Below are 16,129 nucleotides of genomic sequence, written 5' to 3' on the forward strand. Positions count from 1 at the left end.
CCAGCAGCCCGGCGCAGCTGCACCCGGACGGATGCGTTGCCGAGGCGCCTTGACAGCAACGGACCCTTAATGTGTCAATGTATCAACTCATTGACACATTGGAGTATCGCATGTCGTTACTGCTGCTCTTCGCGATCGTCTTGATGGCGGCCTGCGTCACGGTAACGGTCGCCGCCTATCGCTGGCGCGCCGAGCGTCTGCGCAGCGGCGCGCTCGCCGCCACCGCCACCGCCGACGAGGCGACCGCGGCCGTCGCCCGGCACCTGCGAGCCGCACGCTGGTTGGCGCTGCCACTGGCCGTACTGGTGTCCGTTCTGGCGTATCTGGCCTTCGACGACCTGGCCATCTTCGCGATCCCCGCCCTCGCGGCGTTGAGCGCGGTCGTCTGTTGGTTGGTAGCAGAGACGACCGCGCCCCTGCCGCCACCGGCTTCCGTCCGAGAGGCTTCGCTGGCTCCTCGCGATCTGTACGAGTACGCCGGACGGAGGCGGACCTTCCTGACGCGCGCGAGCCTCGGTCTGGCCTTCGCCACCTTGGCGGTGGCCGCACTCCTCGCGGATCGACAGGGCAGCGGCCTGGAGATCTCGTGCTCGGCGGGCGGAGCCACCACCAGCCCGTTCCCCGGCCTCACGTACACCTCACTCACCGCGGTGGCGCTGGTCGCACTAGCGGTCATGAGCGAGTTCGCGATGCTACGGATCGCCAACCGCCCCGACCCGGCCGGCGCGGAGGCGAAGCCCGCTGATGAGCTGCTGCGCCGCAGCAGCGCCGGAGCGATCGTCCGTACCACGATGGGGGCGGCGCTCGTCGTCATTTTCGGCGTGACGCTGACCGGAGGAATCGGGCTGCTCCACCTGGACGGCGTCTGCGATGCGCGAATGCAGGAGAACCTCGGCTACCTCTTCCTCACGGTGACCTTCGCCAGCGCGCTTGCGATGGCAATACTGCTGGTCGACACGGCGCTCGCGGCGGGTAGGTCGGCGGCAGAGCGCGTCCGCTCATGACCGCCCCGCGAATCGCGGTCGACACCACCTCGGCCGTACCGGCGTACGAGCAGTTGAGGACGCAGGTCGTCGGGCTCGTGGCGGCGGGACAACTCGAACCGGGTGCTCGGCTGCCGAGTGTGCGGCAACTGGCCACGGACCTCGGCATCGCGCCAGGCACGGTCGGCCGGGCCTACCGTGAACTGGAGAACGCCGGAGTGATCGAGACCCGGCGCCGCACTGGTACGCACGTCGCCGCCGAGCCACCGGTCGAGGTCAAGCCCACCGGGGATCTGCTGGCCCTGGCGGTCGGGTTCGTCCGCGCCGCCCGAGCCGAAGGCGCCGGACCGGACGACATCCTCGCCGCCGTCGGCGAAGCCCTCAGACAGTAGAAGCCACGAGCCGACAGCCACGGAATCGAGAAACACATTGCGGGTCGGCAAGCAGCGCTACGCGAACCAACTGATCCCTGCCAAAGGCGCAACAACGACGCTTCTGAAATGTGGCGCGGCCGGAGCGCCGGACTAGGAGGCGGGCACGGCCGCGGGTGGGGGTGGGCCGACGTATCGGGCCGCTGGGCGGATGATCTTCGAGTCCGCCGCCTGCTCGAGGATGTTCGCCGTCCAGCCGATCACCCGGCTGACTGCGAACGTCGGGGTGAACAGTGACCGCGGCAGTCCGCACTGCTCCATTACCACCCCCGCGTAGAACTCCACGTTCGCGTACAGGTTTCGTCCCGGCTTCAGCTCCGCGAGCACCTCCACGACCCGGCGCTCGACCGTCGTCGCAAAGTCGACCAGGTCACCGCCCAACTCCAACGCCACACCGCGCAACATCTCCGAGCGCGGATCCACCGTCCGGTACACCGCGTGGCCGAACCCCATGATCCGGTCCCCCGACATCACCTTTTGCCGGACCCACGCGTCGATCCGGTCCGGCGTCCCGATCTCGTCCAGGCTCGCCAGTGCCCGGTCTGGCGCTCCCCCGTGCAGCGGACCCGAGAACGCTCCGAGCGCGCCCGCCACCGCCGATACGACGTCCGCACCCGTCGACGCGATGACCCGGGCGGTGAACGTCGACGCGTTGAACCCGTGGTCCACCGTGGAGATCAGGTAGTGCTCGATCGCCCGAACGTGCTCAGCCGCCGGCTCGCGCCCACTCACCAGGTACAACCAGTTGGCCGCCGCCCCGAGATCCTCCCGCGGCTCCAACGGCTGTTCGCCCTGCCGCAGCCGATGCAGCGCCGCCAGGATCGTCGGCGTCACCGCGCACACCAGCATCGTGTCCGCCTTACGCCGCGCGCCATCCGCGTCCCACAACGGCGGCAGCTGCCGGGCCGCCGCGAGCACCGACAACGCAGTACGCAAGCCGGCCAGCGGATTGGCCACCGGTCCAGCCGTCGCGACCGCCGGAAGAATCTCGCGCACTTCATCGGGCAGTACCCGCAGCGGCGCGACCTCGGCGACGAACTGGGCGCGCTCCGACGCGCTCGGCAGGCGTCCCTCGATCATCAGGAACCAGACGTCCTCCAGCGTCTTCGACGTCGCGAGCTCGATCGCGGAGTATTGCCGGTAGTGGTAGAAGCCTTCGTCCCCTCGGACGTCACCCAGCTGGGTCTCCGTCACCACGACGTTGCGCAGTCCCGCTGGAACCTCGACAAGTTGATCCATATTGATTGACATGGATTCACCGTCGAGCGTCCGTCCAGTATTGTCAATGTTGATCCAGTCAACCTGAGTGTCTGCGGGAGCGTGGCATGGCGGAGCCGAGTGACGAGAATTACCTGACCACGTCCGAGGTCGCCGCTCGGCTGAAGGTGAAGCCGGAGACCGTCTACGCGTACGTCAGCCGCGGCCTGCTCACGAGCGTTCGGGCCCGCGGCCGCCGCGGCAGCCTCTTCGCCGCCACCGACGTCGAACGCCTGGCCAGCCGCAGCGTCGACCACCCCGGCGCCATCGAACGCATCGAGTCCGCTCTCACCCTGCTGGCCGGTGATGAGCTCTACTACCGAGGTCACCGCGCCGCGGACCTGGCAATCACCAGCACCGTCGAGTCAGTCGCCCAGCTCCTCTGGACCGGTGAGTTGCCCTCAGCCGACGCCCCGGACTGGACGCGCGGCGGGCTCTCCGCCACCTCGGCCTTTCCGGCGCCTCAACAGGAAGTGGAGCTTGCTCGCGCGGCGATGGCGATCGCTCCGCCCGGCGCCCGGCTGACGGATCAACTCCGGATCGCCGTCGCCGCCCTCGGCGCCGGCGACCCGCTCCGCTTCGACCTCACACCGCAAACAGTCCGGGTGGCCGCCGCCCGCCTCCTCGGCGTACTCACCGCAGCCCTCCCCGACTCCACCTCCTCCCGCCCCTCGGACCCGCCCCGCCCATTCGGTCTGGCCGAGGGTCCCGAGCCTTCGGGCTTTTCGGGCTCTTCCGGCACGGATGACTCCTTCGGTGCTCGGCTGTGGCCGAAGCTGGTGATCCCCGGAGCGGACGGACCGCCTCGCCCCGACCTGCTGGAGGCGGCCGTCATCCTGCTCGCGGACCACGGACTCGCGGTCTCGACGCTGGCCGCCCGGGTCGCCGCCAGTGCCCGTGCCAACCTGTACGCCGTCGTGTCGGCGGGCCTTGGCGCGCTCGACGGGCAGCTGCACGGCGCCGCGACCACGCTCGCCTACGAGTTCCTGGCCCGCGCACTCGACGACCCGATCGCCGCAGTGTCCAGCCAGTTGCGGTCGGGCCAGCCGGCACCCGGCTTCGGCCACAAGCTGTACGAACGCCGGGACCCGAGGGCCGACGTACTACTGGACCTGCTCGGCGATGCGCCGATCACCCGTACGGTCCGCGCGCTGGCCGACCAATTGCCCCACTTTCCCAACAGCGACCTCGCCGTCGCGGCGCTCATGCACGCCTACGACTTCCGCCCCGACGCGGGCGAGGCGATCTTCGCCCTCGCCCGCACCATCGGCTGGACCGCGCACGCGCTCGAGGAGTACGCGCAACCGGCGCTGCGCTTCCGAGCCCTCGGCGTCTACACCGGCCCCGACGCCATCACCACCTAACGGCAAGGCAGCTCCGCGCAGACACTCCGGCCGAATCGCCATAGCGACTGGGCCGCGTTGTTCACGAAGCGACCCAGATCTCGGGGCGTGTGGGGTGGGTCAGGTGGTCTCCTTGGTCAGGGTGGTGAGGAACGAGGCGGTGAGGGCTTCGATCGTGGCCGGGTCGAAGATGTCGGTGGAGTACTCGACGATGCCGTTGGTGCCGTTGGCGCCCTCCCTACCATCGGCCGGCAGCAGGTAGATGGCCGCTTCGGTGCGGGCCACGTCCGGCAACGACAGATCCTCGACCCGGGTGGTGAGGCCGGGGAAGGTGAGATCGGGCTGATCGGCGAGCATCGTGAACAGCACCTGCAGCCGCGGTGGCCAATCCGGATGGGGCACCTCAGGAGTGATCTCGTTGAGCATGGCCGCCGGCGGGAAATCTTGATGGTCCATCGCCGCGTACACCTGCTCGGCCACGTCATGCGCCAAGTCGGCGAAGGTCCGGCCGGGCGAGACGACCAGCCGGACCAGCACCGAGGTGGCGATGAGCCCAATGATCGGCTCGTGTTCGGGCCGGTTCCGGTTGAGTCCCATGATGCCGACTGCGAGGTCGGTCTGGCCACTGGCGCGAGACAGGGTCAGCATCAGAGCGGTCAGACACGCCACGAACCGGCTGACGCCAAGCCGTTGGCACAACTCGTCGAGGGCCGATACGAGCGCCGGCTCCATCGTGAAGCGTTGTAAGGCGCCGTCACCAGAGAGCTCCTCGGGGCGCGGCCGGTCAAACGGCAGCGCGAGCCGGGGCACTCCGGCCAGCCGCGCCGACCAGTACTCGCGCAACTCGTCATAACGTTGTGGCGTCACCTGTTCGCGCTGCCAGCGGACGAAGTCGGTGTACTCGACGTTCACTTCCGCCAAGTCTGCGGGCCGGCCCGATACCGCGGCGCCGTACAGCTCGGCCAACTCCCGCAGGCACAGCCACTGCGACCATTCGTCGACGATCACGTGATCGAAGGCCAGCACAAGCTCGTGCTGGCGGGCGTCCAGCCGTAGCAGCACCGCCCGCCACAGCGGCGCCTGGTCGTGCTGGAACACGGTACTCACCGTCGTCTCCGCGTGCTGGCGCGCGGCCTCCGCCCGTTGCGGTGCCGGGTGGTCGGTGAGATCGATCAGCGCAAGGTCGACCGGTACGCCGGACAGCACCTCCAGCAAAGGCTCCTGCGCACTCTCGATGATCCTTGCCCGGAGCAACTGATGCCGCTCGACCAGCCCGCGCAGCGCCGTCCGCAGCGCTGTGACGTCGAGGTCGCCGTCCAACAACAACCGCTGGCCGAGGTTGTTGGCCTCCGGACGCCCCCTGGAACTTGCCAACTCGCACAGCCGGCGCTGGTAGAAGCTAACCGGCGAACGAGTCTCGACCTCGAGCTGCCCGGATGCGGCCTGGGCGATCACGGCGGCCATTCCCCGCACGGTGGGATTGGCGAAGAATCGCTGCACCGGGAAGGGTACGCCGAACTCGGCCCGGACCCGGTTGATCAGCCGCACCGCCATCAGGGAGTGGCCGCCGAGGCTGAAGAACGACTCGTCCACGCCCAGTTGGGTCTGTCCCAGTTGCTCCGACCACAGCTCGTGGACTCGGCGCTGCACGGGATCGGCCGGCTCGGACGGGACATCGCCCGACCGTCCTGGCCCAGGCGGTAGCAGCGCCGGACGATCGAGCTTCCCGCTCGTGGTCAGCGGGAGTTCAGCCAACCACTGGTACACCCGCGGCACCATGTAATCGGGCAACCGGGCTGCCAGCGCTGCGGCGACCCTGTCGGTGCTGACTGCGCCATCGGTACTGGGATGGGCGTCAGGACCAGGATCGGACGCCACCAGGTACGCCGCGAGATACGGCTCGTCCGCATTGTCATGGTGTACGACGACCGCGGCGTCGGCGACCTCGGGCAGCTCAGCGGCCACCGAGGCCACCTCCCCCGGTTCCACCCGGAAGCCGCGGATCTTCACCTGGTCGTCCACGCGGCCACAAAACTCGAGCAGTCCGTCGGGGCGCCAGCGAGCCAGGTCCCCGGTCCGGTACCAGCGCTCGCCGTCGGGATGCTCGGTGAAGGCGGCCTCGTTCTGGTCAGGCCGATTCAGGTAGCCGTCGGCCAGCGGCACCCCACCCAGGTGCAACTCACCGACTACGCCCACCGGGACCGGTCGGAGCTCCGCGTCCAGCAGCCGCACAGTTGCCCCGGGGATCGGCCGGCCGATCGGCGGGGAGGTCGGACCAGCCGGGTCGACGAGATGGGAGGTGGCGATGCAGGACGCCTCGGTCGGCCCGTACTCGTTGATCAGTCTGCAGTCCGGGTACTTGGTCAGGAAAGCTTGCAGTCGCGCGGTGACCGTGACCGGCTCACCGCAACTGACCAGCTCCCGTAGCGCCGGCGCGCCACCGGCCTCGGTCAGCGCGTCCACCAGGTACTTGAGCGGTGTGAACGGCATGAAGATCCGCTCCACCCGCTCGTCGACGATCAGCTCGGTCAGAGCGGCAGGGTCGTAGCGCAGCTCGTCCGGAATCAGCACGAGGGTGCCGCCGCCGGCCAGGGTCGAGAAGATCTCCTCCACGCTGATGTCGAAGCCAACCGACGTCCAGGCCAACGTCCGCAGCGGCGGCCGGGACTGGACCAGCCAGCTGACCAGGCCGGCCGGACCACGGTGCGGCACCAACACGCCCTTCGGCCGGCCGGTGGACCCGGAGGTGTAGATGCAGTACGCGAGATCCTCGCCCCGGACCTGGACCGGCGGCGGGTCGGTGCGCGGCTCGGCTGACCACGGCGCGTCGATCACCAGTCCGGCGCCGGAGTCGTCGACCATGAACGCCCGCCGGTGCTCGATCGTCGCCGGGTCAAGCGGCAGGTACGCGGCCCCGGCCTTGAGCACGCCGAGCAGGCTGACGATCAGGTCGATGCCGCGCGGTAGCTGAACTCCAACGATGCTGCCCGGGCCGACATCGCGCTCGGTCAGCGCCCAGGCCAACCCGTTGGCCCGGTCGTCGAGCTCGCGGTAGCTGACCTCGGTACCGCTATGCCGCAGCGCGACCGCGTCCGGCGTACGCCGAGCCTGCGCGGCGAACAGTTCGTGCAAGACCCCGTTCGACACAACGGCCGGCCCTCCCGTCGACCATTCGGCGATCCGGGCAGCGTCGGCGGCCGTGAGCTCGGTCAGCTGTGACAACCGATGTGCCGGTGTCGCGGTCGCGGCGGTAAGGACCTGCTCGAGATAGTCGAGCAGTCGCCGGACGCTGGACTCAGCGAACAGGGTGGCGTCGTACTCCAGATGGCAGCGGATCTCGTCAGGGCCGTTGATCAGGTAGAGATTGAGGTCGAACGGGGCCTTGCGGGCATCCACATCGCTCGCGGCCGCGTCGATGCCCTCCGCGAAGTACAGCGGTGATTCCTGCTCGAACTCCACCATGATCGAGAAGAGTGGAGTCCGGCCCGGATCGCGCGGCGGGTTGACCGTGGCCACCAGCTCGTCGAAATCGACCGTGCTGTGAGCGTACGCATCCAGGGTGCGGTCCCGGACCTGAGCCACCAGCGCGGCGAAGGTGGGATCTCCGGTCAAGTCCAGTCGCAGCGGCACGGTGTCGAGATGGAAGCCGACCAGGTCGGCGGCCTCAGCCGGACGGTTCGATACCGGCGTCCCGATGATCAGGTCGGACTGCCTCGAGAACAGGCCTAGGGTCGCCGCGACCCCGGCCATCAGAGTCATGAAGCAGGTCGCCCGGGCCTCGGCGCTGAACCCGCGGATGGCGCGGGTCAGCCTGGCGTCGAACCGATGCGTGACGGTGCCACCCTCCGGAGCGCGGACCGCGGGCCGGGGGTGGTCGATCGGCAGCGCCAGCACCGGCAGGTCACCGGCCAATGTCGCAGTCCAATAGCGCAGGTCTTCGGGATCGGTTCCCCGCTGGACTCGGGTGGCCGCCGGCAGCGGCTCCAGCTCAGCGGCCTGCCCTCTCAGCGCCGCGGTGTAGTACGCGCCGAGATCGCGCACGAAGACCGCGGTGGACAGCGAGTCGAACACGATGTGATGCACGACCATCATCAACACGTGCCGCTCCGGGCCGAACCGCAGCAGCCGCAGCCGGAACAAGGGCCCGCCGGCCAGGTCGAATGGGGTCCGCCCATCCAACTCCATCGCCTTGGACACTCCGTCTGCCTCGGCCATGCCGGTGCAGTCCAGCACCGGGCATTCGACCGGCACCGAGGCGTGCACGGTCTGGATCAGCTCGCCGCCACTCTCACCGAAGGTGGTGCGCAGCGCGGTATGGCGGCGTACGACGTCCGTCAACGCGCTGCGCAAGGCGTCGACGTCCAGAGGTCCGTCCAGCCGGATCGCTTTGGGTTCATGGTAGGAGTTCGTGCCCGGCGTCAGCTGTTCGAAGAGCCAGATGCGGCGCTGTCCAGCTGACGCAGTACCGCTGGTCTTGTCGGTGTCGCTTGCACTGTCGGCGCCGAAGTACCGGCGGCGGAGCTGGTCGACCACGGGCATGCTGGCAGCGATCTGGTCGGCGGAGACGCCGAAGTCCACGAAGCAGGCGATCTCGTTCACCCCGGCGGCAAGCAACTCGCTCACGATGGGGGCGCACGAATCGACGGTGCCGATCAGCGCGCGCGACTCGCAGTACCGCGCATAGGCTTGTTCGAGCAGGTAGTGCAGGTCATCGGCCGGGGTGTTGTCGAAGTCGATCGCGAAGCCGAGGCTGTTGGTGACCTGGCCGAACAGAGACATCGACGAACGCAGGTAGCGGCAGAACGGTTCGAAACCGGCTGCCCTGGTGGCGGCGAGGTCCGTGCCGAGGTAGGTGTGCAGCAAAGCGACCACCCGGCCGGCGTCCGGGTCCAGTCCGCACTCGGCCCGACGAGCCCGGTACTCCGCGATCCGCTCGGCCAGCTGCGCCGGCGTCTGGGTCATCAGATTGGTGACCACACCGAGGTCCCTCTCGGCAGCGGCCCGATAACTGTCCGGGTTGCCGACCACCGCGGTGAACAGCGGCGGCATCGCCTGCACAGGCCGCGGATGCAGCGCCACCTGGATGTCCTTGCCGTCGCCGGAGCGCGCAGGTACCGACTCGCCGCGCCACAAGGCCTGCACGACCTCCAGATGCTCGAGCATGACCTCTTTGTGCCGGCCGAAGTTCTCCGGCGCCAAGGCGAAGTCGTTGGCATGCCAACCGCTGGCCACACACAACCCGACCCGGCCGCCGGACAGGTTGTCGATCACCGACCATTCCTCGGCAACACGTATTGGATGATGCAGCGGCAGCACCACCGAACCTGCGTGCAACCGGATCTGCCGCGTGTGCGTTGCCAGCGCGGCCGCCAGCACCGACGGACTGGGGAACAGCCCGCCGAAGGAGTGGAAGTGCCGTTCCGGCAACCACACCGCGTGAAAGCCGTGCTCGTCGGCGAATCGCGCGGTGTCGAGTACGACGCGGTACTTGTCGGTCCCGACGGCATCTTGCGGGTAGTCGCCGAAGAAGTACACGGAGAAGTCGCAGCCACCGGCTTTCGACGTACCAGCCGCACGGGCAGACGGCATCGCAGCGGTACTGGCGCGAACCGGGACGGTGGCACTGGTGGATGGTGTCGCAGCGGTAGCGACCTGCGGCGCTGTTGCAGACGCGGGCACTGCTTGCGGCGCTGACGTAGACGCGGGCAGCGCTTGCGCCGGCGGGGACGCCATCAGCGCCAACTGCTGGCTCATCACCTGGGAAAACTGGTTCATCACCTGGAGCTGGGCGTTGATCAGCTCCTGCACACCGGCACCTGGTTCGCCCGATACCGGTACGGCGACTGCCGACGCGGCCGGCACCACGACAGGAGCCGACACGGCTGGTAGCGGAGCACTCTGCGATATGGATGGCGGCGGGGTTGTGACAGTTGCCGGCGGCGGAGTGTCAACCGACGGGCCGGCCGGCAACTGCGAATGCACGGCAGCGGCCAACTTCCGCGGGGTGTCCGCGGATTCGAACAGCTCCCGCAGCGCAACTCGGACGCCGAGGGACTGCTCAACGTCCCGGGCCAACGCGACCAGGACCAGCGAATCCGCCCCGAGCTCGACGAACGGCGCGTCCGGATCGACCTTCGCGGCGGCCAGCCCCACCTGGTCGCCGACCAGGGCCAGGATCTGGTCGAGCGGGACCGGTGTGGCGGCCGGGTCATCTGTAGTGGGCATACTCCGCTGCTCTTTCGGCTCGACCCAGCATCGGGTGCGTTGGAATGGATAAGCAGGCAACGGGATCCGTCGACCCGGGTGATCAGCGACCAGCGCCGCCCAGTTCAGGTCGCTCCCGGCTTCGTAGAGCCGTGCCGCGGCTGCCAGCAGCACTCGATCGTCGCCGCTGTCCCGCCGCTGACTCGCCAGCCATCGCAGTACGCCGAACTGCCGCCGCCCGATCCCGGTCAGTACCGCGTCCGGCCCGACCTCGATGACGGTGTCGCATCCGGCCGCCATCAACTGGCGAACCGCCAGGTCGTAGCGAACCGGCTCACGGGCGTGCCTGCGCAGATGCTCCGCCTCGGGGACCCAACCCGCTGGCAACAGCGTCCCGTCCAGCGCGTCAGCCACCGCCAGCCGGAGCGGCTGGAAAGCTACTTTCGACGCTTGCCGGGTGAAGTCGTCGAGCATCGGGTCCAGTAGCCGGCTGTGGAACGCACGGTCGACCTCGAGCCGCCGAGCCGGTATTCGGCGCCGCTCGGCAACAGCGGCAACCGCCTCGATCGACGCCGGATCCCCGGCCAGCACGCATTCGCGTTCACCGTTGCGCCCGGCCAGTTCGACGCCCGGCACCTCGGCGATCAACTCCTCGGCAACACCCGGCTCCGCCAGTACGGCGATCATGCCGCCGGGCTCGGTGCGCTGCATCAGCTGACCACGGGCCGCGGTCAACGCCAACCCGTCAGCGTAGGTCAAGCCACCGGCAAGGCACAGAGCGGCGTAGTGGCCGACGCTGTGCCCTACAACGACTTCCGGCCGTACTCCGAGCGCGTTCCACAACCGGCCGAGCGCCACCTGGTAGGCGAACAGCGCCGGTTGAGCTACGTCGGTCGGCAGTGCGGTGCCTGGCTCGGGCTCGGCGAGCAGTACGTCGACCAGTTCCGGTGCACATTCGCCAATGGTGTCGGCAAATACCCGGAATCGGGCCGCCAGAGCCACCGCCATGCCCGGATAGGCCGCACCTTGGCCGGTACACGCCAACGCCAGGCGCCCGGCGACGCCCGTACCGTCGACCGGCTGGCGCAAGGCGACGGCCAGCTCAGCTGGGTTCGTGCCGACAACAGCCCGTCGGTGCCGGCGATGCACCCGACCGGTCGCGAGGGTGAACGCGACGTCGGCGACCTCTGTGCCGGGTCGCGCCTGGAGTTCACCGGCCAGTCGGCTGCATAGCTCGTCCAAGGCCGCCGGGGACTGCGCTGACACCGGTACCAGCACTGGGCGCGGCGCCGGCTGGGGTCGATCGGGCGCCGGTGGCGGTTCCTCCAGAACGACGTGGGCGTTGGTGCCGCCGACCCCCAGTGCGCTCACTCCGGCCCGGCGTGGCCTGTCGCCGTCCGGCCAGTCGGCGAGCTCGGTGCGCAGTACGAATGGGCTGGCGGCCAAGGCCAGCTCGGGATTGACCTGGCGCAGGTTGATCTGCGGTGGGTACTGGCGGTGGCGTAGTACCAGCGCCGCTTTGATCAGCCCGGCCATTCCGGCGCAGCTGTCCAGGTGACCGACGTTCGACTTCACCGAGCCCAAGGTGCAGAATCCGACCCGGTCGGTGTCCATCCGGAACGCCCGGCGCAGCGCCTCTACCTCGATCGGATCCCCGAGGCGGGTGCCGGTGCCGTGAGCCTCCAGGTAGCCGATCGAGTCGGCGGCCACGCCTGCGACCTGTAGCGCGTCGCGAATCACCCTGACCTGCCCCGCCACGCCAGGCGCGGTGAACGCAGCTTTGCCGGCGCCGTCGTTGTTGATCGCGGAGCCGAGGATCACCGAGTAGATGGTGTCTCCGTCGGCAAGGGCCGCGGCGAGTGGCTTGAGCAGCACCGCGGCCACTCCGCTGCCTCCGACGGTGCCGTCGGCCTCGGCGTCGAACGCATGGCATTTCCCGCGCGCGGACAGGATCGACCCCTCGGTGTGCTGGTAGCCGGTGACCTGTGGAACGTGGATCGCCGCTGCACCGGCAAGAGCCAGGTCGGCCTCGCCCGCGCGCAACGCCTGACTGGCCAGGTGAACCGCGACCAGCGAGGTGGAACAGGCTGTCTGCACCGATAGGGCTGGTCCGGTCAGGCCGAGCCGGTAGGCCACCCGGGTGGCCAGGAAGTCCGGCTGAGTACCGATCGCGGTTTGCATCGCCGTGACCGGGTCGTCCTGGCCCGATCCAGACACAAGGTTGTTCTGCAGGTAGCTGTGCCGAGGGTAGAGGTTCATCCCGGATCCGGCGAACACCCCGATTCTGCGACCGGTGGACGGTGCCGCGTAGCCGCCCTGCTCGAGCGCCTCGTAGCAGCATTCCAGGAACAGCCGTTGGGCCGGGTCCGTCAGCGCGGCCTCCTTGGCGCTCAGCTGGAACAGGTCGGTGTCGAAACCGGCGATGTCGCTGAGTACTCCGGCGGCGGGTACCAGGTCCCCGCTCAGGCCGGCCGCCGCCACCTCGTCGGAGGTGAAACGTCGCACGCTGTGGACGCCCGCCGACAGATTGGCCCAGAACTGGTCGACCGAGTCGGCGCCGGGAAACCGGACCGCCATGCCGACGATCGCGATCCGTTGGTCGAGCCCGGGCTGCGCCACCGGCGCGGGCTCGACGGGTGCCACCGTCGACGGCGTGGCTGTGACCAGGTAGTCAGCCAGCGCCGCGACCGAGGGATGCTCGAACATTGCCGTCTGCGGGAAGTCGGTGCCGAGCTCGCGCCGGAGCCTGGTGTACAGGCGAATCAGCTGGACCGAGCTCATGCCCTGCTCGTACAGCGGGCGGTCGCGGTCCACCGGGAGGCCGAGCAAATCGGTGGCCGCTGCCATGACCCGCTCGGCAACGTCCGAGCCCCCTGCCGTCGGTCGACTTCCTGGCGGTTGCGCAGCATGCTCGCTCAGCCTGTCGGCGAACTTCGTGGCGAGCGCCGACCGCTGGATCTTGCCACTGGTGGTCCGCGGGAAGTCGGCCGCCGGGATCGCCATCACGGCGGCAGCGGTCAACTGCAATCGCAGGGCCAGAGTACGGCGGATGGCGGCAGAGACGGCACTCTCGTCAGTACCGTCGGCGAGGCAATAGCAGATGCCGAGGCTTTCGGTACCGGCTGTCGGGTCCGGGATCGCGTAGGCGGCGACCTGCCCGGCCAGCACGCCGGGCACCTCGGCGACGACCTGCTCGATCTCGTGGCAATAGTGATTGTGCCCGGCGATGATGATCAGGTCCTTCTCCCGGCCGGTGATGGTGAGCGCTCCGCGTTCGAGCAGTCCCAGGTCACCAGTACGCAACCAGCCGTCGCGGCAGAGGGCGGCGCCACCGTCGGCGTCTCCGGCGTACCCCGGGGTGATCCGTGCCGAGCGGACCTGCAGCCGACCGATCTCGCCTTCGGTGACGGGCTCGTCGTACTCGTCGACGATCCGCAGACTGGCGCCGGGCGACGGCTTGCCAACGCTGACGAAGGTCCGCAACTCGCCGCTGGCACTCCGGATTCGGTGCAGCCCGGTGACCTCGTCAAAGCTCGTATAGGTGATCGCCGTGGTGGTCTCCGCCATCCCCCAGCACGGCGTGAAGACGGCCGGCGTGACGCCGAATCGGGCCGTGGCGGCCAGAAACTCCCGCACCACCGGCCAAGTGATCTGCTCACCACCGCTGACCAGCGTGCGCAGCCCCGACAGGTCCCAGTACCGCTCCGGGGCGCCGGCGAGCGCCTCGGTGAGCTGGCGGTAGCCAAAGTTGGGCGCCCACGAGTGGGTCACCTGGTGCTCGACCAACAGGTCCAGCCACCGCAGTGGCTGATCGAGGATCAGCTCGACCGGCGCGTGCCAGTTGGTTGCACCGAGCAGCACCTCGGTGACGTGATAGAGCAAGAACGCGCCGCTGTGGTCCAACGGAAGCCAGTTCAACGTGACGTCGCCGGCGGTGATGCCCGGCAGTGTCTGCCGCGCGCCGGCGGCGAGCTCGACCAGACCGCGGTGGGTGAGCTGAACCAGTTTGGCCGTTCCGGTGCTGCCCGACGACAGCATCATCAGCGCGACCTCGGACGGCTGCGGAGTAACCGTCTCGGTGCGCGGTGCAGCGCTCGCGCATACGGCGATCGAGGCCAGCCGAAGCGCGCCGACCCCGTAGTGCTGGCCTAGCTGGCCCAGCCCGGCGAGTTGACTGTCGCTGGTCAGGATCAATGGCCTGTCCAGCTGCCGCCACGCGTCGATCAGCTTGTCCGCCGTAGCGTTCGGTCCGGAGTAGCCGGGTGGGCGGGCCACCGTGACCGGTCGGATCCCGCCGAGGAGGCATCCCCAGTACGCCGCAAAGAAGTCGGCCAAGTCCGCGCCGGCCACCAGCACTGCATCGCCGGTACGAACGCCACGTTCGATCAAGCCGCCGAGCACCCGCTGAGCCTGGTCCAGCAGTTCCGGATAGGTGATCAGCCGGTCCGGCTCGGTACCGGTGATCACGCCGACGCCGGCGTCGGGGTGCGCCTTTGCGGCCAGGTGCAAGGCGGCCGGCAAGGTGGCCGGTAGGTCATCCAGCCGTAGGGCCGGGCCATGCGCGACGGCTAGGGAGGGAATGACGGTCATGCCACGGTGCTCCGGTCTCTTCTTCTCGAATTGCCTCGCCGGAACAGGTACACCCCGAAGAGCAGCGCCATCAGCACCGGAAGACCATGGAAGGCGCCCACCACGACGACCGGCGGACTGACCGCAAGCAGCGCACCGGACGCCAGCATCCCGAGCCCGAGACCGGACGTTTCGGCCATCGCGCTGAACCCGAACAGGTACCCGCGCTGCGGATCCGGCGCCGTCTGCAATCGCGAGTTGTAGGCGATGTCGTTGAACCCGTCGGCCACCCCGGCAAGGAGTGCGCAGGCCAAGGTGAGCGGGAGCGGAAGGCCGAGGAACACCGCGATGAAGAACGCCGACATCGGCACGATGCTGATCGCGTACGCCCGCTCGCCGAGCTCGGTGCCACGAAGCAGCCGGGTGGTGAGCAGGTGGGCGGCCGCCATCCCGACCGCCCACGCCGCCCAGAACCAGCCAACGAACTCCGCGGGGTTGCCCGGCCTGATCTGGGTGGCATAGACGGGCAGCGCGACGTTGTGGGAGGCCGAACCCAATGCATCGCTCTCGCGTACGACGAGCAAGGCCAGCAGAACTGGGGAGAGCCGTAGCAGCACGCCCGCTTCCCGCATCGAGGCAAGCCAACCGGGTTTGTCCGCACCGGCCTCGGCTGCCTGCGGGGTCGTCCGGGTCCGGAGCGGCAGCACGAGGAGAGTGATCGCGGAGATCGTGAACGCGGCCGCGTTGATGCTGAACGCCGCGTCGTACCCGCCCCAGGCAACGATGATGCCCGCCGAGGACAGCCCGGCGACCGTGGCCACCGACCGGGCCAGCACCAGCGAGCCGTTGGCTGCCACCCGCCGGTCTGGTCCGACGATCTCCGGGATCGAAGTACGCAGCGCCACCTGGAAGATCGTGTTTCCGGCGCCGATCACGACCGTCAGCAGGTAGACGATCAGCAGTACCGCGTCCGGCGGCGCTGCCGCGAGAACCACCAGCGCCGCGGCCGGCACCAGTTGCGCAGCGACCATCAGTACTTTCCGGTCGTAGCGGGCTACCAGGTTGCCGGCGAAGAACCCCGCGACGAAGTTGGCACCGAGGCGGGTCACCATCACGATGGAGAGCTGAACCGCGCTGCCAGTCAGCTGGTACACGTACAGGTTCAGCACCACGAGACTGAGGAAGTTGCCTGCGTAGGAGATCGCGTACCCGGCGACCACGCCGCGGAAGTAGCGCAGCTGAGCCCGCTCAACCGCTGGTGCTGTCGTCATTTGGCCTCCGGCGCGGGCACCTCAATCCGTGGATGCCCCGATATCGATCGCCACAGTGTGTCCGATCGCAC

At 69.0% G+C, this 16,129-nt stretch carries 6 protein-coding genes; 3 read left to right on the forward strand and 3 right to left on the reverse strand.

Annotation, left to right across the window (positions count from 1 at the left end):
* The first annotated feature begins 110 nt into the window (after nucleotides 1-110).
* The gene (locus ACFFGN_RS04580; protein WP_380044026.1) at nucleotides 111-1,004 is read left to right on the forward strand and encodes a hypothetical protein; all 894 of its coding nucleotides are present in this window, start codon (nucleotides 111-113) and stop codon (nucleotides 1,002-1,004) included.
* Nucleotides 1,001-1,375, forward strand: coding sequence for a GntR family transcriptional regulator (locus ACFFGN_RS04585; RefSeq protein ID WP_380044027.1), 375 nt, complete (start codon nucleotides 1,001-1,003; stop codon nucleotides 1,373-1,375). The genes ACFFGN_RS04580 and ACFFGN_RS04585 overlap by 4 nt, the downstream gene beginning before the upstream one ends.
* A 132-nt stretch (nucleotides 1,376-1,507) precedes the next feature.
* Here ACFFGN_RS04585 and ACFFGN_RS04590 read toward each other — a convergent pair whose 3' ends face one another.
* Nucleotides 1,508-2,665 carry a citrate/2-methylcitrate synthase gene (locus ACFFGN_RS04590; RefSeq protein WP_380044028.1) on the reverse strand — a complete coding sequence of 386 codons (1,158 nt, stop codon included), beginning with the start codon at nucleotides 2,663-2,665 and terminating at the stop codon, nucleotides 1,508-1,510.
* A gap of 74 nt (nucleotides 2,666-2,739) precedes the next feature.
* Here ACFFGN_RS04590 and ACFFGN_RS04595 point away from each other — a divergent pair, with 74 nt between their 5' ends.
* On the forward strand, nucleotides 2,740-4,035 hold the full coding sequence (locus tag ACFFGN_RS04595) for a citrate/2-methylcitrate synthase (RefSeq protein ID WP_380044029.1): 1,296 nt from the start codon (nucleotides 2,740-2,742) through the stop codon (nucleotides 4,033-4,035).
* Between the two features lie 99 nt (nucleotides 4,036-4,134).
* On the opposite strand, the gene ACFFGN_RS04600 is transcribed toward ACFFGN_RS04595, so the two are convergent.
* Entirely contained in the window at nucleotides 4,135-14,808 is a 10,674-nt protein-coding gene (locus tag ACFFGN_RS04600) for a non-ribosomal peptide synthetase (RefSeq protein WP_380044030.1), read from the reverse strand.
* Nucleotides 14,805-16,058: an MFS transporter gene (locus tag ACFFGN_RS04605; RefSeq protein ID WP_380044031.1), complete on the reverse strand. Its 1,254-nt coding sequence runs from the start codon at nucleotides 16,056-16,058 to the stop codon at nucleotides 14,805-14,807. The genes ACFFGN_RS04600 and ACFFGN_RS04605 overlap by 4 nt, the downstream gene beginning before the upstream one ends.
* Nucleotides 16,059-16,129 lie beyond the last annotated feature (71 nt).

This window comes from Kribbella deserti (genome assembly GCF_042434725.1).
In the GTDB taxonomy this organism is placed as follows: domain Bacteria; phylum Actinomycetota; class Actinomycetes; order Propionibacteriales; family Kribbellaceae; genus Kribbella; species Kribbella deserti.

What these genes read in the sequence shown, in the direction of transcription:
- ACFFGN_RS04580 (WP_380044026.1), top strand. Translation starts at nt 111, where the DNA reads ATGTCGTTACTGCTGCTCTTCGCGATCGTCTTGATGGCGGCCTGCGTC.
- ACFFGN_RS04585 (WP_380044027.1), top strand. Translation starts at nt 1,001, where the DNA reads ATGACCGCCCCGCGAATCGCGGTCGACACCACCTCGGCCGTACCGGCG.
- ACFFGN_RS04590 (WP_380044028.1), bottom strand. Translation starts at nt 2,665, where the DNA reads ATGTCAATCAATATGGATCAACTTGTCGAGGTTCCAGCGGGACTGCGC.
- ACFFGN_RS04595 (WP_380044029.1), top strand. Translation starts at nt 2,740, where the DNA reads ATGGCGGAGCCGAGTGACGAGAATTACCTGACCACGTCCGAGGTCGCC.
- ACFFGN_RS04600 (WP_380044030.1), bottom strand. Translation starts at nt 14,808, where the DNA reads ATGACCGTCATTCCCTCCCTAGCCGTCGCGCATGGCCCGGCCCTACGG.
- ACFFGN_RS04605 (WP_380044031.1), bottom strand. Translation starts at nt 16,058, where the DNA reads ATGACGACAGCACCAGCGGTTGAGCGGGCTCAGCTGCGCTACTTCCGC.